A 20,981-nucleotide genomic window follows, 5' to 3' on the forward strand; every position below is an offset into this window, starting at 1 on the left:
CCTGAGCAGCTCGACAAGGAGAGAACTCGTGGACGACGTTCTGCGGCGCAACCCGCTCTTCGCGGCTCTTGACGACGAGCAGTCCGCGGAGCTGCGCGCCTCCATGAGCGAGGTGACCCTCGCCCGTGGCGACTCCCTCTTCCACGAGGGCGACCCCGGCGACCGGCTCTACGTCGTCACCGAGGGCAAGGTCAAGCTGCACCGCACCTCCCCCGACGGGCGGGAGAACATGCTGGCCGTGGTCGGCCCCAGCGAGCTGATCGGCGAGCTGTCGCTGTTCGACCCCGGCCCGCGTACGGCCACCGCGACCGCGCTGACCGAGGTCAAGCTGCTCGGCCTCGGCCACGGTGACCTCCAGCCCTGGCTGAACGTCCGTCCGGAGGTCGCCGGCGCCCTGCTGCGTGCCGTCGCCCGCCGGCTGCGCAAGACCAACGACGCCATGTCCGACCTGGTCTTCTCCGACGTGCCCGGCCGTGTCGCCCGCGCCCTGCTGGACCTCTCGCGCCGCTTCGGCGTGCAGTCCGAGGAGGGCATCCACGTGGTGCACGACCTCACCCAGGAGGAGCTGGCCCAGCTGGTCGGCGCCTCCCGTGAGACGGTCAACAAGGCCCTGGCCGACTTCGCCCAGCGCGGCTGGCTCCGCCTGGAGGCCCGCGCGGTGATCCTGCTGGACGTCGAGCGCCTCGCCAAGCGGTCCCGCTGACGCCTGCCCGTAATTGACCTGCACCGCCGCCTCGGGCGGTGCACAGTGTCCGCATGTCCGGACCGCCAGCCCCCCACGGCCTCGACGCCGAGGGATTCATCGTCCGTGAAGGCTCCCTCGCGCGCGTGCAGGACGCGTTCCGTCCCGTGGTGGCCGCCGCGCGGGAGGGGCTGGCGGAGACCTTCGGGGCGCGGCTGCACAGCGGCTACCTCTACGGGTCCGTCCCGCGCGGTACCGCGCGCGTGGGGCGCAGCGACCTGGACCTCCTGGTCGCGCTGCGCGGCGAGCCCACCGAAGCCGACCGCACCGCCGCGGCGGCCCTCGCCACGGCCCTGGACGGTGAGTTCCCCCAGATCGACGGCGTGGGCCCCCTGCTGTTCAGCGAGGCCCGGCTGCTGAGTGAGGGTGAGCGGTACGACATGGGCTGGTTCCTGGCCTGCCTGTGCACCCCGCTGCTCGGGGACGACCTCGCCGGGCGCCTGCCCCGCTACCGGCCGACTCCCCGCCTCGCCCGCGAGACCAACGGCGACCTGGCCGGTCTGCTCCCGCGCTGGCGCGAGCGGATCGCCGGGGCCGCCGACACGGAGGAGGCCCGGCGTCCGCTGGTCCGGTTCATGTCCCGGCACCTGGTGCGCACCGGCTTCACCCTGGTCATGCCCCGCTGGAACGGCTGGACGAGCGACCTGGCCGAGATGGCGGAGGTCTTCGGCGCCTACCACCCGCGCCGGGCCGCCCAGATGCGCGTAGCGGCCCGCTACGGCCGTGAGCCCGTCGGGGACGCCGCGATCCTGCGCGGCTACGTGGACGACCTGGGCCCGTGGCTCGCCGGGGAGTACGCGCGCGTGCACGGCACGAAGGGCGCGTCCTCGGGAGACACCCCCTAGATGAGCCCGTGCTCGCCCAGGTAGTCGAGCTGGGCACGTACCGACAGTTCCGCCGCCGGCCACAGCGAGCGGTCGACGTCGGCGTAGACGTGGGCGACGACGGCCTCGGCGGTGCGGTGGCCGTTCTCGACGGCCGTCTCGACCTGGGCGAGGCGGTTGGCGCGGTGGGCGAGGTAGAACTCGACGGCGCCCTGGGCGTCCTCCAGGACCGGTCCGTGGCCCGGCAGGACGGTGTGCACGCCGTCGTCCACGGTCAGCGAGCGCAGCCGGCGCAGGGAGGCCAGGTACTCGCCGAGACGCCCGTCGGGATGGGCGACCAGGGTCGTGCCGCGCCCGAGGATGGTGTCGCCGGTCAGAACCGCCTGATCAGCCGGGACATGGAAGCTCAGGGAGTCCGCGGTGTGGCCGGGCGTCGGTATGACACGCAGTTCGAGTCCGCCGACCGTGACCACGTCCCCGGCGCCCAGCCCCTCGTCCCCGAGCCGCAGCGCCGGATCGAGTGCACGCACGCGCGTGCCGGTGATCTCCGCGAACCGGGACGCGCCCTCCGCGTGGTCGGCGTGCCCGTGGGTGAGCAGGGTGAGCGCTATCCGCTTGCCGGCCTTCTCGGCGGCGTCCACGACCTCGCGCAGGTGGCCGTCGTCCAGCGGGCCGGGGTCGATGACCACGGCGAGGTCGGAGTCGGGCTCCGCGACGATCCAGGTGTTGGTGCCGTCCAGCGTCATGGGCGAGGCGTTGGGCGCGAGCACGTTGACGGCGCGCTCGGTGGCCGGGCCCGAGCGGACCGCGCCGCGGGGCTGGCCGGGCAGGGCGGCGGCGTCGGTCATGCCGCCCCTCCCCGCGGGCCCGGAGCGGCGGCCGGGACGTGCTTGGTGAACTCGTCGTGCCCGGGCCAGCTCAGCTCCACCCTGCCGTCCAGCAGCCGGGCCCGCGCGAGCACCGGGGTGAGATCGCGGTCCGGCGCGGCCGCGAGCGCCTCGGCGGCCGTGCCGTAGGGCAGGAGCTGGCGGAGGGTGGCGATGGTGGGCGGCATCATCAGCAGGTCCCCCCTGTCGTACCCGGCGGCGGCCTCGGCGGGCCGGGTCCACACCGTGCGGTCGGCCTCGGTGGACAGGTCGCGGGTGCGCTGCCCCTCGGGCAGGGCGGCGACGAAGAACCAGGTGTCGTAGCGCCGGGACTCGAACTCCGGGGTGATCCACCGGGTCCACGCGCCCAGCAGGTCGGAGCGCAGGACGAGCCCCCGGCGGTCCAGGAACTCCGCGAAGGACAGCTCGTGCGCGACCAGGGCGAGCCGGTCCGCCTCCCAGTCGTCGCCGCTGGTGTCGCCGACGACCGTGTCCGGGCCGGTCCCCGCGAGCAGGACGCCGGCCTCCTCGTAGGTCTCGCGCACGGCCGCGCAGACGATCGCCTGGGCGCCCATCTCATCGACACGGAGCCGGTCCGCCCACCACGCGCGCGTGGGGCCCGCCCAGCGGACGTGGTGGTCGTCGTCGCGCGGGTCGACACCGCCGCCCGGATACGCGTACGCGCCCCCGGCGAAGGCCATGGAGGCGCGTCTGCGCAGCATGTGGACGGCCGGTCCGGCCGGGGTGTCCCTGAGCAGCAGCACGGTCGCCGCCCGCCGGGGGACGACGGGAGTGAGCGTGCCGTCCGCGAGGGCGCGGATGCGGTCGGGCCACTCCGGGGGGTACCACTGACCGTTCGCCATGGGCGGAGGCTATCCCGAACAGGGCAGATGTTCGAGAGGTACCGGACCGGAGTCCGGACGGGCTACGGGAGCAGCTCGACCAGGATCTCGACCTCGACCGGAGCGTCCAGCGGAAGCACCGCGACACCGACCGCGCTGCGGGCGTGCACGCCCTTGTCGCCGAGGACCTCGCCGAGCAGCTCGCTGGCGCCGTTGAGGACACCGGGCTGGCCGGTGAAGTCGGCGGCTGAGGCGACGAAGCCGGTCACCTTCACCACGCGGGCGATCCGGTCCAGGTCGCCCGCGACGGACTTGACGGCGGCGAGCGCGTTCAGCGCGCAGGTCCGGGCCAGGTCCTTGGCCTCCTCGGCCGTGACCTCGGCGCCGACCTTGCCGGTGACCGGGAGCTGTCCGTCCACCATCGGGAGCTGGCCCGCGGTGTAGACGTACTCCCCGGAGCGCACGGCGGGCTGGTAGGCGGCCAGCGGGGGCACGACCTCCGGCAGCGTCAGGCCGAGGTCGGCGAGCCGGGCCTCGACCGCGCTCACGCCTGCTTCTCGCGCTTCAGGTAGGCGACGAGCTGCTCGGCGTTGGGCCCGGGCACCACCTGGACGAGCTCCCAGCCGTCCTCGCCCCAGTTGTCCAGGATCTGCTTCGTGGCGTGGACGAGCAGCGGCACAGTTGAGTATTCCCACTTGGTCATAGGCCGACTGTAGTCGCTGTTATCCACAGCCTCCCGCGTGAGTGTCGCCCGGACTGGTTAGGCTCGAAGACGTGAGCAGGCTCCAGGTCGTCAGCGGCAAGGGCGGGACCGGAAAGACGACGGTCGCCGCCGCTCTAGCGCTGGCTCTCGCCGACGAGGGGAAGCGGACGCTTCTCGTCGAGGTCGAGGGCCGGCAAGGCATCGCGCAGCTCTTCGGGACCGAGGCGCTGCCCTACGAGGAGCGGAAGATCGCCACCGCTCCCGGCGGAGGTGAGGTGTATGCCCTCGCCATCGACGCCGAACAGGCGCTTCTGGACTACCTCCAGATGTTCTACAAACTCGGCGGCGCCGGCCGCGCGCTGAGAAAACTCGGCGCCATAGACTTCGCCACCACCATCGCCCCCGGCCTGCGGGACGTCCTGCTGACCGGCAAGGCGTGCGAGGCGGTGCGCCGCAAGGACAAGAAGGGCGAGTTCCTCTACGACCACGTCGTGATGGACGCTCCCCCCACCGGCCGCATCACCCGCTTCCTCAATGTCAACGACGAGATGGCCGGCCTCGCCAAGATCGGCCCGATACACACTCAGGCGCAGGCCGTGATGCGGGTGCTGAAGTCCCCGGAGACGGCCGTGCACCTCGTCACGCTGCTGGAGGAGATGCCGGTCCAGGAGACCGCCGACGGCATCGCCGAACTGCGCGCGGCGGGGCTGCCGGTGGGCCGCGTCATCGTGAACATGGTCCGCCCCGAGGTGCTGGACGCGGCCGAGCTGGACCTGGCCCGTACCGTCCCGCACACCGCCGTCGCCCGCGCGCTGTCCTCGGCGGGCCTGGGCGGAGCGCGGCGCGGCGGGCACGCCGAGCGGCTGGTCGACCCGCTGCTGGCACAGGCCGCCGAGTACGCCGAGCGGCACACCCTGGAGCAGGAGCAGCGCGCGGTCCTCGGCGAGCTGGACCTGCCGGTGGACGAGCTGCCGCTGCTCGCCGAGGACATGGACCTGACGGGCCTGTACGAACTGGCCCTCGAGTTGCGGAAGCAGGGGTTGTCATGAGCCAGGAGCCGCAGACCGCCGCGGACCCGGACGCGCGCTCCGGCCGGTCTCCCGCGCCGACCCTGCACGTGGACGCCCTGCTGGACGATCCGAAGACCCGGATCGTGGTGTGCTGCGGCTCCGGCGGCGTCGGCAAGACGACCACGGCCGCCGCGCTCGCCCTGAGGGCCGCCGAGCGCGGCCGCAAGGTGGTCGTCCTCACCATCGACCCGGCCAAGCGGCTGGCCCAGTCGATGGGCATCGACTCCCTCGACAACGTGCCGCGCCGGGTCAAGGGCACCGAGGACCGCCGGGAGGAGGCGCCCGGCGAGAGCGCCGAGCCCGGCGAACTGCACGCCATGATGCTCGACATGAAGCGCACCTTCGACGAGGTCGTGGAGACGCACACGGACCCCGAGCGGGCGGCCCAGATCCTGGCGAACCCCTTCTACCAGACGGTCTCCGGCGGCTTCGCGGGCACGCAGGAGTACATGGCGATGGAGAAGCTCGGCCAGCTTCGCGCCAAGGACGAGTGGGACCTGATCGTCGTCGACACCCCGCCCTCGCGCAACGCGCTGGACTTCCTGGACGCGCCCAAGCGGCTCGGCTCGTTCCTGGACAGCAAGCTGATCCGGGTGCTGACCGCGCCGGCCAAGCTGGGCGGCCGCGCGGGTATGGCGTTCCTGAACGTGGGGATGTCGATGATGACCGGCACCCTGGGCAAGCTGCTGGGCGGGCAGCTCCTGAAGGACGCGCAGACGTTCGTCTCCGCCATGGACACCACCTTCGGCGGGTTCCGCACCCGCGCGGACGCCACCTTCAAGCTGCTGCAGGCGCCGGGAACCGCGTTCCTGGTGGTGGCGGCGCCCGAGCGGGACGCGCTGCGCGAGGCGGCGTACTTCGTGGAGCGGCTGGCGGCCGAGAAGATGCCGCTGGTCGGCCTGGTGCTCAACCGGGTCCACGGCAGCGGCGCCACCCGGCTGTCGGCCGAGCAGGCGCTCGCCGCCGCGGAAAATCTTGTGGAGCCCGGCATTGTGGATCAGGCGGACGGGCATGCTGACGTTCGTAACTCCCCCGAAACAGACGGAAGTTCAGATTCCGGCCCAGAGGATCCCGCCGCGGACCCGGACCGGCCCGTGGACGAGCTGACCGCGGGTCTGCTGCGCCTGCACGCCGAACGCATGCGGCTGCTCGCGCGCGAGCAGCGCACGCGGGACCGTTTCATCAGCCACCACCCCGAGGTGGCCATCGTGGAAGTACCCGCGCTCCCCGGCGACGTCCACGACCTCACGGGCCTGCGCGACATCGGTGACCGCCTCGCGGCGGGGCACACGGAACTGTCCTAGCGGCCCCCGGCGCGTGCGGACACGCTTCTGCGAAGCGCGTCCGTGCGGGCCGTCGGTGCCGCCGGTCTATGCCGGAGGCGAGCCGTCAGCTCACGGCCGCGTAGTTCTCGTAGACCTCGTCGTCGTCGAGGGGCACGATTCCCGTGCCGCGCTCGTACTCCGAGCGGGCGGTCTCCAGCAGCCGCCGCCAGGAGCTCACGGTGGGCCGGCGGCGCAGCAGCGCCCGGCGCTCGCGCTCCGTCATGCCTCCCCACACGCCGAACTCGACGCGGTTGTCCAGCGCGTCGGCCAGGCACTCCGTGCGCACCGGGCATCCGGTGCACACCGCCTTGGCCCTGTTCTGCGCTGCTCCCTGCACGAACAGTTCATCCGGATCGGTAGTGCGGCAGGCGGCCTGCGCACTCCAGTCGGTAACCCAGCCCATACCGGCGCCGTCCTCTCCCGAATCGAGGCTCCCCCACGGCGGCAGCGGCATATTCACCGCCGCCAGTTGAGGACGTTACGGAAGGCGCGGACAGCGCAACACCCCCTTCGGGCCCAATCTTGAATGGCCCGAACGGACTATGGGTAAGCGGCAGATCACCCGGAGGAGTGAGCGGGCGACATGCGTGATCATCCCGGCAAAGCGGGACGGCTGTGGTGCGGCACATGGGGCGCCGGGTGACACACGAGGCGGTTTCGGACACGCCCCCGTCAAAAAGTCGGGGCTCTCCGGAGCGATTCGGGGTCGCCGGACGTATTGCTACCTGGCCGCGCCGCTGTGACAGTTGAATGCAGCTTAGGCCAACGCCTGTGCGTGTGTCCGGCGAATGACAACCTGAGCCCCCGCTTCGCCGCGCCGTAACGCCGTCATGCCGTGCCGCCACCCGACCGGACGTCACGATCCTGCACCCGAACCGCCTGAGGGCCCGTCGCTCCCCCGGAACGCTTATCACCACGGATTAGGCTGCCCCCATGCCAAAGAAGCGCTCGGGCGGTGGTCTGTCGGCCACGCAGCAGGCCGCCAAGTTCCTCGGTGTCAGCGTGCTCGCGGGGGCGGTGACCGCGGGGATCGCCCTGCCGGCCGCCGGGGCGCTGGGCCTTGCCGCGAAGGGCTCGGTGCAGGGCTTCGACGAGATCCCGGCCAACCTCAAGAGCCCCCAGCTCAGCCAGCGGACGACGATACTGGACAGCCGGGGCCACCAGATGGCCACCGTCTACTCCCGTGACCGCACGGTGGTGGAGCTGAAGGACATCTCGCCGTACATGCAGAAGTCCATCGTCGCCATCGAGGACTCGCGCTTCTACCAGCACGGCGCGATCGACCTCAAGGGCGTGCTGCGCGCGCTGAACAAGAACGCGCAGAGCGGGGGCGTGGCCCAGGGCGCGTCCACCCTCACCCAGCAGCTCGTGAAGAACTACTTCATCGAGGAGGCCGGCGACGACCCGACCAAGGTCGCCCAGGCCACCCAGCAGACCCTCGGCCGCAAGGTCCGCGAGCTGAAGTACGCGATCCAGATCGAGGAGAAGCTCGGCAAGAAGAAGATCCTGGAGAACTACCTCAACATCACCTTCTTCGGCGAGCAGGCGTACGGCGTCGAGGCCGCCGCCCAGCGCTACTTCTCCAAGCACGCCAAGGACCTCAACCTCCAGGAGTCCGCCCTGCTGGCGGGCATCGTGCAGTCCCCGAGCCGTTACGACCCGGTCAACGACGAGGCCGAGGCCACCAAGCGGCGCAACACCGTGCTCCAGCGCATGGCCGACCTGGGCGACATCTCCCAGGCCGAGGCCGACCGGGCCGGCCGGCAGCCGCTGGGGCTGCACGTCAGCCGCCCCAAGAACGGCTGCATCACCGCGACCCGCAACTCCGCCTTCTTTTGCAAGTACGTCGAGAACGTCTTCCTCACCGACCCGGTCTTCGGCAAGTCCCGCGAGGAGCGCGCCAAGCTCTGGAACAAGGGCGGCCTGACGATCCGTACGACGCTGGACCCGCAGGCGCAGAAGTCGGTGCAGGACTCGCTCAAGGACCACGTCTACAAGTCGGACTCGGTCGCCGCGGCCGCGACCCTGGTGCAGCCGGGGACCGGCAAGGTGCTGGCGATGGGCCAGTCGAAGCCGTTCGGCTACGGCAAGGACGAGACGGAGTACAACTTCTCGGTCGACCGGGACCTGGGCGGCTCCAACTTCGGCTTCCCGACGGGTTCGACGTTCAAGCCGTTCGTGGCGGCGGCCGCGATCGAGGGCGGCAAGCCGCCGACGCAGGCGTACTCGGCGCCGTACAAGATGGCGTACCCGAGCCCGGTGCAGCGGTGCGGATCGACGCCGTACCGGAACACCAAGAACGAGACGGTGGAGAACGAGAACGAGTCCGAGAAGGGCCCGTACCGCATGAAGGAGGCGATGGCCAAGTCGGTCAACACCTACTTCGTGCAGCTCATCTCCGACATCGGGCTGTGCTCGGTGGCCAAGATGGCCGACAAGCTGCACGTGGTGCAGGGCGACGGCTCCAAGCTGCCGCAGGAGCCGTCCATCGCGCTCGGCTCCATCGGCCTCTCCCCGCTGACCATGGCCAACGCGTACGCCACCTTCGCCTCGCGCGGCACGTACTGCACCCCGGTCGCCATCGAGTCGATCACCGAGAAGTCCGGTGACGAGGAGAAGTCGCTGCCGGTGCCGAAGTCCACGTGCACGCGGGCGATGAGCGAGAAGACGGCGGACACGGTCAACACCCTGCTCCGGGACGTGATCGACTCCGGTACCGGCCAGGAGGCGGGTCTGAACGACCGGGACAGCGCGGGCAAGACGGGTACGACGGACGAGCGGAAGAACGCCTGGTTCGTCGGCTACACCCCGAACATGTCCGGCGCGGTCTGGGTCGGCAGCGCCCGGCAGAACGTGAAGATGATCGGCATCACCATCGGCGGGTCGTACCACGACCTGGTCTTCGGTGGTGGCGTGCCGGGTCCGATCTGGCGGGACGCGATGTCCGGCGCCCTGGCGGGCAAGGACGCGCCCGACTTCAACACCATCGACATCCCCGACGACCAGGACAAGGGCGACGGCGACAATGACCGGGGCAACGACCGGGGCAACGACCGGGGTGACGGCAACGGCGGTCGTCACGGGACGCCCGGCGGGGGCCTGATCGGCGGGCTCTTCGGCGGGCTGACCGGCGGCAACAACGGCGGCCGTCCGGGCACCGGGCAGCCGAAGCCGACCAAGCCGGGGCTGGTGCAGGGGAACGCGAACGGCGGACGCCGGAACTGAGTCCGGTACGACAGTGGGGCCGCACCCCTCGAAGGTGCGGCCCCACTGTCATGTCCTGCTTAGCCCTGGAGCTGCTGCTTCACGATCGCGGCGACGCGGCCGCCGTCGGCCTGGCCGGCCACCTTGGGGTTCACGATCTTCATGACGGCACCCATGGCCCGCGGTCCCTCGGCGCCGCCCGCCCTGGCCTCCTCGACTGCCTGGGCCACGATCGTGGTCAGCTCGTCGTCGGAGAGCTGCTTGGGCAGGTAGGTGGCGAGCAGCTCGCCCTCCGCCTTCTCCCGCTCGGCCTGCTCGGGACGGCCGCCCTGGGCGAAGGCGTCCGCGGCCTCGCGGCGCTTCTTCGCCTCCTTGGTGATCACCTTGAGGACCTCGTCGTCGGACAGCTCGCGCTTCTCCTTGCCCGCGACCTCCTCCTTGGTGATCGCGGCGAGGGTCAGCCGGAGCGTCGCGGAGCGCAGCTCGTCGCGCTCGCGGATCGCGGCGTTGAGGTCGTCGTGGAGCTTCGACTTGAGCGTGGTGGTCATGGACCGATTGTCGCAGGTGCGGATGGCCGAACGCCCCTTGATTAAGGGGACGCCAGCTCTTGGCACCGTGGCGGGGTCTGACACGATGGGCGTATGCGCGCGCGATACGGAGTACCCCTGGGAATCATGGCGGCCGGTGCCGCCGGAGTGGCGTACGCGGCGGGCTTCGAGGTCCGCTCCTTCCGCCTCCGACGAGTGACCGTGCCGGTCCTCCCGCCGGGCATGCGCCCGCTGCGGATGCTCCAGGTCTCCGACATCCACATGGTGGGCGGGCAGCGCAAGAAGCAGCGCTGGCTCCAGTCGCTGGCCGGGCTGCGCCCCGACTTCGTGATCAACACCGGCGACAACCTCTCGGACCCCGAGGGCGTCCCCGAGACGCTGGACGCGCTGGGCCCGCTGATGGAGTTCCCGGGCGCGTACGTCTTCGGCTCCAACGACTACTACGGCCCGAAACTCCGCAACCCCGCGCGGTACTTGCTGGAGAAGGCGAGCGGGAAGCACGGCCTGAACGGCAACGCCCCGGCGGTCGGCGTGGTCCACAACCCCTGGGAGGACCTCAGGGACGGCTTCGACGCCGCGGGCTGGCTGAACCTGACCAACCAGCGAGGTGTGCTGAAGGTCGAGGGCGTCTCCATCGAGCTGACCGGCCTGGACGACCCGCACATCAAGCGCGACCGCTACGCCCGCGTGGCCGGCGGCCCCTCCGAGGGCCACGACTTCTCGATGGGCGTCGTGCACGCGCCGTACCTGCGCACCCTGGACGCCTTCACGGCGGACGGCTACCCGCTGGTCCTCGCCGGGCACACCCACGGCGGCCAGCTCTGCATCCCCTTCTACGGCGCGCTGGTCACCAACTGCGACCTGGACACCGACCGGGTGAAGGGGCTGTCCACCCACACGGCGGAGGGCAACACCTCCTACCTGCACGTGTCGGCGGGCTGCGGCACGAACCGGTACACCCCGATCCGCTTCGCCTGCCCGCCGGAGGCGACGCTGCTGACGCTGGTGGAGCGGGCGTAAGCCTGGTGGAGCAGGGCGGGTGCGGCCCTCGCTGAGCGGCGGTAACCCGACCGGCGTGCCCTGAATGGTCGCATTTCGCCCTCCTGCCTAGCGTGAGGGCATGACCGCACCGATACCGCCCTTGCCCAGGGAGATCCCGGATCTGCCCGCGATCCCCTGGGAGAGCACGCCCGTACTGAAGCCGTCGTTGGTGCCGGTGACGGCGGTGGTGGCGCCGGTCCGGCGCCCCCTGGTGGCCGTGTACCGCCTGCTGACCGCGCTGCTGGCGGGGGCGGGGGTGGCGCTGGAGATCCACCTCGCCGGCCCGGCCCGTGCGCTGAGCTACTTCAGTGTGCAGAGCACGGTGCTGCTGGCGGTGGTCACGCTGGTGTCGGCCTCGCGCTCCTGGCGCCCCCGCCGCGCCCTGCCGGCCGCGCTGACGGGGGCGGTGCTGCTCTACGTGGTGATCGGGGCGGTGGTGTACCACGCGCTGCTGGCCCACACGACGCCGCCGTTCACCATGACGGGGGCCACGGCGCCGCCGGCGCGCTGGCACGGGCAGTGGGTGGCGCTCCAGGTGCTGCACACACTGGTGCCGCTGGCGGCGGTGCTGGACTGGCTGCTGCTGACGCCGGCGTCACGGATGCATCTGCGGCACGCGGCGGGGTGGCTCCTGCTCCCGCTGGCGTACCTGATCTTCCTGCTGACCCGGGCCCGCTCCCTCTACCCCTTCCTGGACGTCACGGCCCACGGCTACCGCCACACCCTGGCCAACGCCCTCCTCCTGGGCCTGGCGATCTACGCCTCCGCGGTGGTCCTGATCACCCTGGACCACGCCCGCCCCTCCCCGGTCCGCCGCCGCGTCTAACCGGATTTCGCCTGAGGCCCCCGGTGGGCTAAAGTAAACGACGTCGCCGCGACAGCAGCGACATCGGGGTGTAGCGCAGCTTGGCAGCGCGCTTCGTTCGGGACGAAGAGGTCGTGGGTTCAAATCCCGCCACCCCGACACAGGTCAGAGGCCCATTCACGTGATCGTGAATGGGCCTCTGAGTGTTTGTACAGCAGCGGAGTACAGCAACCGCTATGGCTCTTGAAGGCCGTCCCCGTCCGGCCGCTCCTCCCGCTTGCGTTTGCCCTTCTTCTTGCCGTCCCTCTGCTTGCTGCCGCCCAGAGCCTTCCCGAGCTTCCGGAGGGCCCGCCGGGTGTCCGCCGAGGGAACGTGCGTGTAGACCTCCATGGTCACCGCGATCTCGGAGTGGCGCAGGATCTGCATCGCGATCCGAGGGTGGACGTCGAGGGCGGCCAAGAGCGAGGCACAGGTGTGGCGGGTGTCGTGCACGCGGATCCGCCGGACGCCGGCACGCTCGCAGCGGCGGTCGAACTCGCGGGTGAAGTTCCGCGGCTCCACCGGGGTGCCGTTGCGGGTGGTGAAGACGAGGTCCGATTCCGTCCAGAGATCCGCGGCCCGCTCCCTCGCCACCTCCTGCTCCTTCTTACGGAGCCGGAGCGCCGCCAGGCAGATGTCCGGCAGCGGAAGCACCGCCTCGGAGGCTTCCGTCTTGGCCGTGTCGGTGTGGAGCAGGCGCCGGCGAACGCGCTGCAACTGGTGGCGGATGTGCAGCTCCCCCGTGTCGAGGTTCACGTCCGACCAGGTCAGTCCCAGAACCTCACCCTTGCGCAGGCCCAGGACGAGGATCAGCACGTACGCGGCATAGAGGTAGTCCCGCCACGTCTGCGCGTTTTCCAGGAAGGAGCACGCCTCCTCGACCGACCAAGGGTCCGGCCGCTTGCGCCGAGCTCGCTGCACCTTCACGAGCTGAGCGACGTTCTTGGAGATGCGCTCCTCCACCATGGCGTTGGTCAGCGCGCTGCGGAGGATCGTCCGGGCATCGTTGACCGAGCGCTTCGACAGCGTCTGCCGGCAGCACTCCCCCTTGGCGCAGCAGCGTTGCCGCTCTTCGGACCGCCTGGCGTCCTTGCCCTGTGCGCAGCACTGGCACGTCTCGGCAAGCCTGTTGAGCCAGCCCCGCATGTCCTGAACGGTCAGCCGGTCGAGCCGCTTCGGCCCGAGCAGCGGGACGATGTACAAGCGCACGGTCGTCTCATACGTGGCAGCGGTGAGCGGCCTGAGGTTGGGTTCCACGACCTCCTTGAGCCAGTACGCCAGGTAGTTCGCGAGCGTTGGCGTATTGGTGGCCACTGGCCCCTTCTTGGCTTCGTTGTGGAGCTTGAGCCACTTCTCGTGGACGTCCTTCCGAGTGGGGCCGTAGACGTACTTGCGTTTGCGGTTGCCGTCCGGGGTGGTCACCCATACGTAAGCCGCGAAGCCGTTCCTGTACGGGTAGATGGACCCTTCGCCGTTGCCTCGCTTCCCGCTCACACGGACCACCTCTCCGCCCCTGCTGTGCAGCGGTTCACGTACTCGTCGACCCAGGCGGGGAGGATGCGGCGGTTGCGACCGATCTTCACGGAACGGATCTCGCCCGTCAGTACGAGCATCTTGGTTTTGGAGAGGCTAAAGCCGAGCATCTCGGCGACCTCAGCTGTCGTGTGCCACTTCCGACTGATCGCGGTCGTAGTCATCGGGTGGGTTCTCCTTCCGTCCCGAGGGCAGCTTCGAGGGATGCGGTAAGCCAGGCTTCGGCGGCGCTGAGGCCGGTGCCGGCGAAGACCCAGTGGGCGAGGACGTACGTCGTGTCCGTCTGCCGTTCGTCGGTTGCTGCCCGTGCTCGGCGCCATTCGGCGCGGGCGTCTCGGAGGGCGCCGAGGGTGGTGGAGTAGCGGCGGGACTTGGTGGAGAAGTGGCCGCGGAAGCCGAGCATGTGGGCCCAGGCGCGCAGGCGTAGGTGTTCGAGGTCCTTGCGGGCGCCGAGGGTCCAGGCCGTTCGGATGAGGCGGCGGGCGTGGTCGCTGATGTCGAGCTGGGCGAGTTCGGCGGCGAACTTCAGCGGCCGGTCGAGAGCTCCCGTGGCGGTCTCGGCACCCTTGGTGGCGTACTTGGCGATGTAGGCGGCGACGGCCCGCTCGGTCAGCTCCTGGCCGCCGTCGAAGTCGGCGGAGCGGATGGTGCGTACGTCGAGCTGGCGGCCGAAGGTGAAGACGTGGGCCCGGCCGTCGATGACGGGCCCGTCGACGCGGACGGCGGTGGTGGCGGCATGGATGGCGTCGGTCAGCAGCTCGGCGGTGGCCCAGGCGGGAGGCGGGGTGTCGCCGCCCTCGGGGCCGTCGAGGCGGATGACGGCGTGGAAGTGGACGGCGCCGCGCTTCTGGTACTCGGCGACCTTGGCGAAGGACACCCGGGCGTACTCGCGGAAGGTCCGTTGCGTGAGGCCGGCGCGCTTGGCGACCTCGCGGCGCAGGTAGGTCGAGAAGCGGCGCCACAGCGGACCGGCGTGCGCGTTCCAGAGGATGGCCGCGTCGTAGTCGTAGGTGTCCGGGTCGAGCGGGGTGCCGAGGGCGGGGTCGTCCTGATCGTGGCGGGTGCCGCAGCGACAGGGGCGGACCGAACGGGCCGGGCCGGTGGGGCGGTTGTGGACGGGGCCGAAGCCGGGGGCGGTGAAGGTGGCGAAGACGCGGGGGTGTGCGGCGACGCGTTCGGGGACGCCCTTGCCGCCGCGCAGGCCGGAGGTGATCAGGTGGAAGGTGTCCCGGCGGTAGACCTCCGCACAGGCTGCGCAACGGGTCGTACGGCGGTTGTTGCAGCGGACGAGGAGATGACCGGCCGGGAGTTCGGCAGAGTCGAGGTGGTGGAGGACGCTACCGATCTCGCCGGTGCGGGTGTTCACGTCGTACTCGGTGCGGTGACCGTCGAGGCGGATCGGGTTCGTGCAGCCGCCGAGGCCCGAGAGTTGACGCAGGAGGGCGGGCATGGTGCCGAGGGCGGCCAGGTCTCCGAGTTCGGTCAGCGGGGGCGGGGTGGCACGGGTGATGATGGGCTTGCTCCTTCTGGCTTCGGCTGGGAGGAGAGAGGGCCCCCGGGGCGGCGGATGCTTGGCGGTATCGAGGCCGGCCCGGGGGTCTGGTGCGTCAGCGGCGGTGTTGCTCGCGGAGCATCGAGCGCAGGACCACGGCGGCGACGGCCACGGAGATGGCCGTCACGGCGACGGCGGCCAGGAGCGCGGTCAGCACGACTCCGCCGACGAGGACGGCCGCGACGGCTCCGGTGCTGACGGAGATCTGCGGGACCGGGCGCCGCACAGGCGTCGGTTCGGCCGTGGTGTGGGTGTGCGCGGGCGGCGAGGTCGGGGTGTCGGGGTACTTGGGCAGGAACACGGCGAAGCTCTCCTTACCTACTCGTCTAGTCATGTGAGCCGTTGACGATTCCGACGCCGGAGCGCGTGCCGGACTCGATGGCCGGGGCCAAGAACGTGTGCGAGAGCCAGAAGCCGAAGAGGGCGATCAGGACGACGATCCACGTGCGGACGCCGAGGAACTTGACCGCTCCCCAGGCGAAGAAGCCGAGGACGACGACGAGCGGAAGGCTGACGGTCACGGGAGGCGGGTCCTTTCAGCGAACGGGGCAGCGGTGGGTGCGGGCGGCCAGTTCGGCGGCGGCGCGGCTGTCGTAGTCGGCAGAGAAGCCGCAACGCGGGGCCGTGCAGGCGGCGGTGTGCTTCTCCCGGCCGCGCCCGTCGTAGGAGGTGCCGACCTGGACGGGGCCGATTCGGGTGACGGAGCGGAAGCGGCGGTTGGCGGACATGTTGGTCTCCCTTCAGAGCTGGGCGGCGATGGCATCGGCCATGGGCAGGGGAACGCCGAGGCGGGCGCGCAGGGTCGGGGTGTCGATGGCCTCTCCGGTACGGGTGTGGTGCTCGGCGGCGACCTTGCGGGCGTGCTGGACCAGGGCGGCCGGGACGGGGACGGGCGGTGGAGCGGGAGCCGAAGCAGTGGCCGGCGGGAGCAGGGGCTCAGGTGCGGATTCGGGCTCGCTCTCCTGGTCCTCGATGGCCGGGAGCGGCTGTAGTCCGTCAGCGTCCTCGGGCTGGCCCTCCGCTACGGGTGCGGAATGGGCGAGGAGTGTGCCGCCGAGGAAGGCGACCGCGGGCCAGCCCGCGACGAGGATGCGCAACCAGGCTGGCACCTGGTCGATGTCGAGGAGTCCGGCGGTGGCGACGTTCGCTCCGAGGGACGCGGTCAGCGCGATCACGAACCAGCACCACCCGGCGGCTTTCGCGTCACCGGTCCGAAGTCGGCGCCAGGCGGCGACGAGCAGCAGGTCGACGGAGACGGGATACGCCCATGCCTTCCATCCGTCCTGACCGGCGGCCGAGGCGATGTCGTGCAGGTGGGCGAAGGACAGCGCGGCGGCGATGACCGCCTGAACGAGCACCGCGTCGACGCGGGCCAGGTGGGCGCGCATGCTGCGGCTCCTTCCGGCTTCGGGCATGGGAGGGGTAGGGACGTGGCGCGAGGCGGTCACGCCGACCGGAGGTGAGGCGGAAGCGCGGGTCAGTCGGCCACGGGTCGCGGCTTCACGACCGGGGACGGGATCTCGACCGGCGGCGCTGGAACGTCGGGCCGGAAGGGCTTGAGCGCGGGAAGGTCGGGGACCATGTGGGCCCAGGCGCGGCAGGTCTCGGCGGCGTCGCCGAGGGAGAGATACGGCGTGCGGATGCGGGACCAGCCGCCGGAGGTGTCACCGGCCACGGCGAGGCCGGGACGTTCGGGAGCGATGGCGCAGGCGGCGAAGACGGCTTCCGGGGCGATGTCGCCGAGTGCCATCTTGGCGGAGGCTTCGTCGTTGACGCGGTGGCAGACGCGGCCGGTCAACTGGGCCCGCAGCATGGTCGCGCCCTTGCCCAGCTCTGCGCCGAAGCGCTGCCCGCACACCTCCAGGTAGATGCCGGCGGCGCGGCCGAGCTGGGCGAGCCGGATGAGCTGGGTGACCATCTCGTCCCGCCGTTCCTCGTCCTTCTTCGTGGCGACGAGGAAGAGTTCGGCGACCTCGTCGACGAACAGCACGACGGGTACGGGGCGTTCGCTCTCGGGCAGGCCCCAGATGTCGGAGGTGATCTCCTCGTCCGGCGTGCCGGGGGCGATGCCCTGTCGGGCCTTGATCAGGTCGTACCGTTCCTCCATTTCTCTGATGAGCGCGGGCAGCAGTTCGGCGGCCTGCTCCGGGTTCGTGGCGAGGGCCGAGAGCCGTGCGGCGAAGGGCGCGAGTTCGACGCCCCGCTTGCAGTCGATGCCGACCAGGGCGACCGGCTGCTGGGCGAGTCCGGCGACGAGGTGACGCAGGTACATGGACTTGCCGGACAGGGTGGCGCCGAGGGTGAGTTGGTGCGGGACGGTGCGGTAGTCGCGCAGGAAGGGTGTGGCGTCCTCGCGCAGCGCGACCGGGACCCGGAGGAATGCGGCCCGAGTCTTGCGCGGCATGCGCACCCGGTTCAGCACGTCGAAGCCGACGAGTCGCAGGTCGACCACGCCCGGCTTCACCGTGGTGACGTAGATGGCGTGAACTCCCCAGGCGTGCCGCAGCCGTTCGGCGGAGGCGGCCACGTCGGCCGGCTCCTGACCGGGGGCGAGCCGCAGGCGGAGCCGCAGTCCGGTCGTGGTGGGTCGGATGATTCCGCGTCGCGGCGGTACGGGCCGGACCTCACGGCGGCTTGTCGCCTTCATCGCCAGGACCCAAAGCCGGGACGGAGCCACGGTGAGGCCACAGGCTTCCATGACGGACCCGTACGAGCCGAGCAGGCGGACAATCGAGAGCGGTAAGCCGACCGTGGACCAGTAGAGGCCGGGGTGTCGCGCCCGGGCGTAGGCGGCCCCACCACCGAGTGCGGCGACGGGACCACCCACCTCCAGGAGCGTTGTCAGGTCGGACATCAGGCCGAGGCCCCCACAGCGGCCGGGAAGGCAGCCGGAGTGACGGCGGCGGCCCGGTAGGCGATGCCGTGCCGCTGCTGCCCGTTGAACACGCTCTCCCACGGACGGGCGGCCAGACCGGGCAGCGAGACCGGCGCGCCGAGCGCGAGCCCTTCCGACACCCCGCTCTCCGGAACGGTCACCTTGATCAGGGACGACTCTCCCTCCTCGATGTACACGACGCCGATCGTCATCAGCGACTCGCCGCTGACGGCGTCCTTCGCGATCTCGCCCGTCTGCCGGTCACGGACCTTGGGCTCGGGTGCCTCGGTCAGCAGGATCGTCGCGGCCGAGGTCTCCACACGGATGGTGCGCAAGGCTTCTTCCCGTCTACTCGTCTATACAAGAAGCGATCTGAGGACCCGTCATCGCCGGGAACGAGATCACCTTGCCACACAACTTGCCCACTCGTCTATACGAGTAAGCGGGTCGGCGTGTACGAGTCCGAAGAAGTGGCCTCGCGCACCGCCGATCAGGTCGCCGGGAGCTGGTAGGAGAGGACATAGGCGTCGGCCGCCATCACCGTGTCGCAGACCTCCACGGCCCGCCCCTCGGTGTCGAAGGCGGTGCGGACGAGGTGAATGACCGGCACGCCTGCGGCCAGGCGCAGCGTCTTGACCTCAGTGGGCGAAGGCATCCGGGCGCGGATCTCCTCCTCGAAGTGGTCGAGGTGGTGGCCCAACTCTTCGAGACGGGCGTAGATGCCGCCGGGGCCGGGGTTGGGCTCGGCGATCTGGGTGCCGCGGGCGATGTCGAGCGGCAGGTAGGACGTGGCGAACTCCACCGGGCGTCCGTCCAGCAGGTACCGGCGCCGCCGGGCGAGTACACGGCGTACCGAGCCGAGCCGCGTAGAGATGTCCTGGCTCGCCTTCTCCTCCTTGACCTCCAGGCTGTCGACCTGCGGATGACTGCCGGCGGCATCGGCCTCCACGATGAACGCGGACTTGCCCTGCTCGCGGTGGCGGCGGGCGAAGCGGTCGGAGGCGAGCCGGCGCACGGGCGGACGGGGCCTGACGAAGACGCCCTTGCCATGCTCGGCGTGCACCAGGCCTTCACCCGTGAGGATCGAGAAGGAGTTCCGGACCGTCATCCGGGAAACGCCGTAGTGCTCGACCAGCTCGGCCTCGGAGGGCAGCTTCTCCCCTTCCTTGAAGCGCCCACGGTCGATGGCCTCGCGCAACTGGTCGGCAATCTGCCGGAAGACCGCACGATCACTCGTGGGGTCAAGCGCGCCGAGAACGCTCGATAGAGAGGTCACGGATACTCCTTTAGGTATCTAGACGAGTGGCCGAGTGTTGTTGCTACGGTGGAGAGCCTAGCCAGCCGAGAGGGCCGAGGAACGTGAGCACAGAACGCCCGCACTCCGTGAGCGTCGCCGGGGTCATCGTTGACGACAACGGCCGTGCCCTCTTGATCAAGCGCCGCGACAACGGCCATTGGGAACCGCCGGGCGGAGTCCTCGAACCCGAGGAGACCATCCCCGACGGCCTTCAGCGTGAGGTCCTCGAAGAGACCGGCATCAAGATCGCCCTTCCGGCGGCTCTCACCGGCGTCTACAAGAACATGACGGGCCTGATCGTCTCGCTGGTCTTCCGCTGCGAAGCGATCGACGGCACCCTCACCACGGGGGACGAGACCCGAGCCCTTCGCTGGGCCACCCGTGATGAGGTCACCGAACTCACCGACGAGGCGTACGCGATCCGCGTCCTGGACGCACTCGACGCGACGACCCCGCCGGCCATCCGCGCCCACGACGGCGTGAAACTCGTCTAGTCCGAACCCGCTGCACATGGCGGCCTACCTGCATGAAGGAACTTGTATGCACGAGTATACGAGTAGTGCTCGGGTCTGGGGGCTGAGTTGCCCAGGATTCCCGGAAGAGGTGAGCCGGGCCCGCCGATGGACCCGCGACATCCTGCGCGGCTCCCCTTTAGCCGAGGACGCCGAACTGATCGTGAGCGAGCTGAGCGCGAACGCGATCCTTCACACGGCGAGCGGCCGAGAGTACGGCGGCTTCCACCTGGCCGTCGCGGTCTCCGCTCAGGTAGTGGCGGTCTCGGTCACGGATGACGGCGGTACGGGGACGGCCCCGAAGGTCGAGCACCAGGACCAGGACGCCGAGCACGGCCGGGGCCTGGGCATGGTCAGCGTCATCGCTCACCGGGTCGTCGTGCACGACAGCGACCAGGGCCACACGGTCACCGCAGAGTTGTACGCGGACGCCCGGCGAGGAGGTCATCCGTGCTGAGTCAGGAAACCCGCCGCGGCTTCTGGTGCGAGTGTTGGACAGAAGACCGCACCGAGCAGCGGGGGCCGGCACTCCTGGCATCCTTCGATGCCTACTCGGCACCCCAGGCCGACCGATGGGTGGCGGTGGCACTCCGCACGATCTCACCGGCCTTGGACCCGGACGCTTCGGACGAGGCGTGGGAGTGGCTGCATGACGGCCGCGCGGAAACCAGACGAGCCCTACTGCGGTCGGAGTCTTGCAGGGTGTCAGTCACACACGCCGGCACCCGCGTCACTTGGACCATCCGACCGGTGACATACCTACCGCTAGCTTACCGAACAGAGCTCCCGCCCTGCGCCCAGGAGTTCAGACCCCGATCCAGGATGTCCCCTCTCAGCTGACCCCGAAGGCCCGGTCTCGTCCGTGAAGCCGGGCCTCAGGCATGCTCGGCGGCATGAGCGCCTACAGCAGCGACCTGGACCTGAACGTCACCGACGCCACCGGCAACGGCGTAGAGGTGGACGTGGCAACGAACCTGCTGAACGGCACCGTTCGCCTGTCCGTGCTGTGGACCCAGGAGGTCTATCTGCACCCCGACGATGCCGAACGGGTAGCCCAGTCACTGCTACGAGCTGCCGAACACGGCCGGCATATCGCAGAAACCCGCAAGCCGGAGGCTGATCCAAGCACCAGCGCGAGCGACTGAGTTACAACTTTCTCTACGGGTTCAAGCCCCGGCTGCGCTCCGCTCCGCCGGGCGCGCT

At 70.6% G+C, this 20,981-nt stretch carries 27 protein-coding genes and 1 tRNA gene; 12 read left to right on the forward strand and 16 right to left on the reverse strand.

Features of this window, described 5'->3' with window-relative positions:
- The first annotated feature begins 28 nt into the window (after window positions 1–28).
- Complete coding sequence (locus GT030_RS32495; protein WP_030811441.1) at window positions 29–703, forward strand: Crp/Fnr family transcriptional regulator; 675 nt, start codon at window positions 29–31, stop codon at window positions 701–703.
- A gap of 53 nt (window positions 704–756) precedes the next feature.
- Window positions 757–1,587, forward strand: a complete 831-nt coding sequence (locus tag GT030_RS32500; RefSeq protein ID WP_161204141.1) for a nucleotidyltransferase domain-containing protein — start codon at window positions 757–759, stop codon at window positions 1,585–1,587.
- Here the strand turns inward: GT030_RS32500 and GT030_RS32505 are convergent.
- The 4 genes from GT030_RS32505 to GT030_RS32520 all read right to left on the reverse strand — a co-directional run bounded on the left by GT030_RS32505 (window position 1,584) and on the right by GT030_RS32520 (window position 3,977).
- Window positions 1,584–2,414: an MBL fold metallo-hydrolase gene (locus tag GT030_RS32505; protein ID WP_161204142.1), complete on the reverse strand. Its 831-nt coding sequence runs from the start codon at window positions 2,412–2,414 to the stop codon at window positions 1,584–1,586. The two genes, GT030_RS32500 and GT030_RS32505, sit on opposite strands and share 4 nt — an antisense overlap.
- The gene (locus GT030_RS32510; protein ID WP_161204143.1) at window positions 2,411–3,295 is read right to left on the reverse strand and encodes an NUDIX hydrolase; all 885 of its coding nucleotides are present in this window, start codon (window positions 3,293–3,295) and stop codon (window positions 2,411–2,413) included. The genes GT030_RS32505 and GT030_RS32510 overlap by 4 nt, the downstream gene beginning before the upstream one ends.
- Window positions 3,296–3,357: 62 nt before the next feature.
- Window positions 3,358–3,822, reverse strand: a complete 465-nt coding sequence (locus GT030_RS32515) for a RidA family protein (RefSeq protein ID WP_161204144.1) — start codon at window positions 3,820–3,822, stop codon at window positions 3,358–3,360.
- The gene (locus GT030_RS32520; protein ID WP_086694324.1) at window positions 3,819–3,977 is read right to left on the reverse strand and encodes a DUF4177 domain-containing protein; all 159 of its coding nucleotides are present in this window, start codon (window positions 3,975–3,977) and stop codon (window positions 3,819–3,821) included. The genes GT030_RS32515 and GT030_RS32520 overlap by 4 nt, the downstream gene beginning before the upstream one ends.
- Before the next feature lie 71 nt (window positions 3,978–4,048).
- Here GT030_RS32520 and GT030_RS32525 point away from each other — a divergent pair, with 71 nt between their 5' ends.
- The gene (locus tag GT030_RS32525) at window positions 4,049–5,026 is read left to right on the forward strand and encodes an ArsA-related P-loop ATPase (protein WP_161204145.1); all 978 of its coding nucleotides are present in this window, start codon (window positions 4,049–4,051) and stop codon (window positions 5,024–5,026) included.
- Window positions 5,023–6,351: an ArsA-related P-loop ATPase gene (locus GT030_RS32530; protein WP_161204146.1), complete on the forward strand. Its 1,329-nt coding sequence runs from the start codon at window positions 5,023–5,025 to the stop codon at window positions 6,349–6,351. Before GT030_RS32525 ends, GT030_RS32530 begins: the two co-directional genes overlap by 4 nt.
- A gap of 85 nt (window positions 6,352–6,436) precedes the next feature.
- On the opposite strand, the gene wblA is transcribed toward GT030_RS32530, so the two are convergent.
- The gene (gene wblA / locus GT030_RS32535; RefSeq protein ID WP_030811461.1) at window positions 6,437–6,775 is read right to left on the reverse strand and encodes a transcriptional regulator WblA; all 339 of its coding nucleotides are present in this window, start codon (window positions 6,773–6,775) and stop codon (window positions 6,437–6,439) included.
- Between the two features lie 530 nt (window positions 6,776–7,305).
- Between wblA and GT030_RS32545 the strand changes: the two genes are divergently transcribed.
- The gene (locus GT030_RS32545) at window positions 7,306–9,597 is read left to right on the forward strand and encodes a transglycosylase domain-containing protein (protein WP_161204147.1); all 2,292 of its coding nucleotides are present in this window, start codon (window positions 7,306–7,308) and stop codon (window positions 9,595–9,597) included.
- A gap of 59 nt (window positions 9,598–9,656) precedes the next feature.
- Here the strand turns inward: GT030_RS32545 and GT030_RS32550 are convergent, their stop codons facing one another.
- The gene (locus GT030_RS32550; protein WP_161204148.1) at window positions 9,657–10,124 is read right to left on the reverse strand and encodes a GatB/YqeY domain-containing protein; all 468 of its coding nucleotides are present in this window, start codon (window positions 10,122–10,124) and stop codon (window positions 9,657–9,659) included.
- Window positions 10,125–10,217: 93 nt separating this feature from the next.
- On the opposite strand from GT030_RS32550, the gene GT030_RS32555 reads away from it, so the two are divergent.
- The 3 genes from GT030_RS32555 to GT030_RS32565 all read left to right on the forward strand — a co-directional run bounded on the left by GT030_RS32555 (window position 10,218) and on the right by GT030_RS32565 (window position 12,129).
- On the forward strand, window positions 10,218–11,144 hold the full coding sequence (locus tag GT030_RS32555) for a metallophosphoesterase (protein ID WP_161204149.1): 927 nt from the start codon (window positions 10,218–10,220) through the stop codon (window positions 11,142–11,144).
- Window positions 11,145–11,244: 100 nt separating this feature from the next.
- Window positions 11,245–11,991: a Pr6Pr family membrane protein gene (locus tag GT030_RS32560; protein ID WP_161204150.1), complete on the forward strand. Its 747-nt coding sequence runs from the start codon at window positions 11,245–11,247 to the stop codon at window positions 11,989–11,991.
- A gap of 64 nt (window positions 11,992–12,055) precedes the next feature.
- Window positions 12,056–12,129, forward strand: a tRNA-Pro gene (locus GT030_RS32565).
- Between the two features lie 75 nt (window positions 12,130–12,204).
- Here GT030_RS32565 and GT030_RS32570 read toward each other — a convergent pair.
- The 10 genes from GT030_RS32570 to GT030_RS32615 form a co-directional block, all read right to left on the reverse strand.
- The gene (locus tag GT030_RS32570) at window positions 12,205–13,512 is read right to left on the reverse strand and encodes a tyrosine-type recombinase/integrase (RefSeq protein WP_346009793.1); all 1,308 of its coding nucleotides are present in this window, start codon (window positions 13,510–13,512) and stop codon (window positions 12,205–12,207) included.
- The gene (locus GT030_RS32575) at window positions 13,500–13,706 is read right to left on the reverse strand and encodes a helix-turn-helix domain-containing protein (RefSeq protein ID WP_161204152.1); all 207 of its coding nucleotides are present in this window, start codon (window positions 13,704–13,706) and stop codon (window positions 13,500–13,502) included. Before GT030_RS32575 ends, GT030_RS32570 begins: the two co-directional genes overlap by 13 nt.
- Window positions 13,703–14,992 (reverse strand): replication initiator, encoded by a 1,290-nt coding sequence (locus GT030_RS32580; protein WP_161204153.1) that lies wholly within the window; start codon window positions 14,990–14,992, stop codon window positions 13,703–13,705. The genes GT030_RS32575 and GT030_RS32580 overlap by 4 nt, the downstream gene beginning before the upstream one ends.
- 157 nt (window positions 14,993–15,149) lie before the next feature.
- Entirely contained in the window at window positions 15,150–15,395 is a 246-nt protein-coding gene (locus GT030_RS32585) for a SpdD protein (RefSeq protein ID WP_161204154.1), read from the reverse strand.
- Window positions 15,396–15,420: 25 nt separating this feature from the next.
- Window positions 15,421–15,615: a hypothetical protein gene (locus tag GT030_RS32590; RefSeq protein ID WP_161204155.1), complete on the reverse strand. Its 195-nt coding sequence runs from the start codon at window positions 15,613–15,615 to the stop codon at window positions 15,421–15,423.
- Between the two features lie 15 nt (window positions 15,616–15,630).
- A complete protein-coding gene (locus GT030_RS32595; RefSeq protein WP_004986816.1) occupies window positions 15,631–15,822 on the reverse strand; it encodes a mobile element transfer protein in 192 nt (63 codons plus the stop codon).
- Between the two features lie 12 nt (window positions 15,823–15,834).
- Complete coding sequence (locus GT030_RS32600; RefSeq protein ID WP_161204156.1) at window positions 15,835–16,482, reverse strand: DUF2637 domain-containing protein; 648 nt, start codon at window positions 16,480–16,482, stop codon at window positions 15,835–15,837.
- 89 nt (window positions 16,483–16,571) lie between these two features.
- The gene (locus tag GT030_RS32605) at window positions 16,572–17,948 is read right to left on the reverse strand and encodes an FtsK/SpoIIIE domain-containing protein (protein WP_161204157.1); all 1,377 of its coding nucleotides are present in this window, start codon (window positions 17,946–17,948) and stop codon (window positions 16,572–16,574) included.
- The gene (locus tag GT030_RS32610) at window positions 17,948–18,304 is read right to left on the reverse strand and encodes a hypothetical protein (protein ID WP_161204158.1); all 357 of its coding nucleotides are present in this window, start codon (window positions 18,302–18,304) and stop codon (window positions 17,948–17,950) included. Before GT030_RS32610 ends, GT030_RS32605 begins: the two co-directional genes overlap by 1 nt.
- A gap of 155 nt (window positions 18,305–18,459) precedes the next feature.
- A complete protein-coding gene (locus tag GT030_RS32615; protein WP_161204159.1) occupies window positions 18,460–19,245 on the reverse strand; it encodes a GntR family transcriptional regulator in 786 nt (261 codons plus the stop codon).
- A gap of 107 nt (window positions 19,246–19,352) precedes the next feature.
- Between GT030_RS32615 and GT030_RS32620 the strand changes: the two genes are divergently transcribed.
- Genes GT030_RS32620 through GT030_RS32630 form a run of 4 tightly spaced genes read left to right on the forward strand, consistent with a single transcriptional unit; the run spans window position 19,353 to window position 20,923 of the window.
- The gene (locus GT030_RS32620; protein WP_161204162.1) at window positions 19,353–19,760 is read left to right on the forward strand and encodes an NUDIX domain-containing protein; all 408 of its coding nucleotides are present in this window, start codon (window positions 19,353–19,355) and stop codon (window positions 19,758–19,760) included.
- Between the two features lie 46 nt (window positions 19,761–19,806).
- The gene (locus GT030_RS32625) at window positions 19,807–20,235 is read left to right on the forward strand and encodes an ATP-binding protein (RefSeq protein WP_161204160.1); all 429 of its coding nucleotides are present in this window, start codon (window positions 19,807–19,809) and stop codon (window positions 20,233–20,235) included.
- Window positions 20,229–20,618, forward strand: coding sequence for a hypothetical protein (locus tag GT030_RS36935; RefSeq protein ID WP_346009794.1), 390 nt, complete (start codon window positions 20,229–20,231; stop codon window positions 20,616–20,618). The genes GT030_RS32625 and GT030_RS36935 overlap by 7 nt, the downstream gene beginning before the upstream one ends.
- Before the next feature lie 53 nt (window positions 20,619–20,671).
- Window positions 20,672–20,923, forward strand: coding sequence for a hypothetical protein (locus tag GT030_RS32630; RefSeq protein ID WP_237522976.1), 252 nt, complete (start codon window positions 20,672–20,674; stop codon window positions 20,921–20,923).
- Window positions 20,924–20,981: the final 58 nt, after the last annotated feature.

Origin of the sequence: Streptomyces sp. SID1328 (assembly GCF_009865595.1) — a bacterium.
GTDB lineage: Bacteria > Actinomycetota > Actinomycetes > Streptomycetales > Streptomycetaceae > Streptomyces > Streptomyces griseoluteus.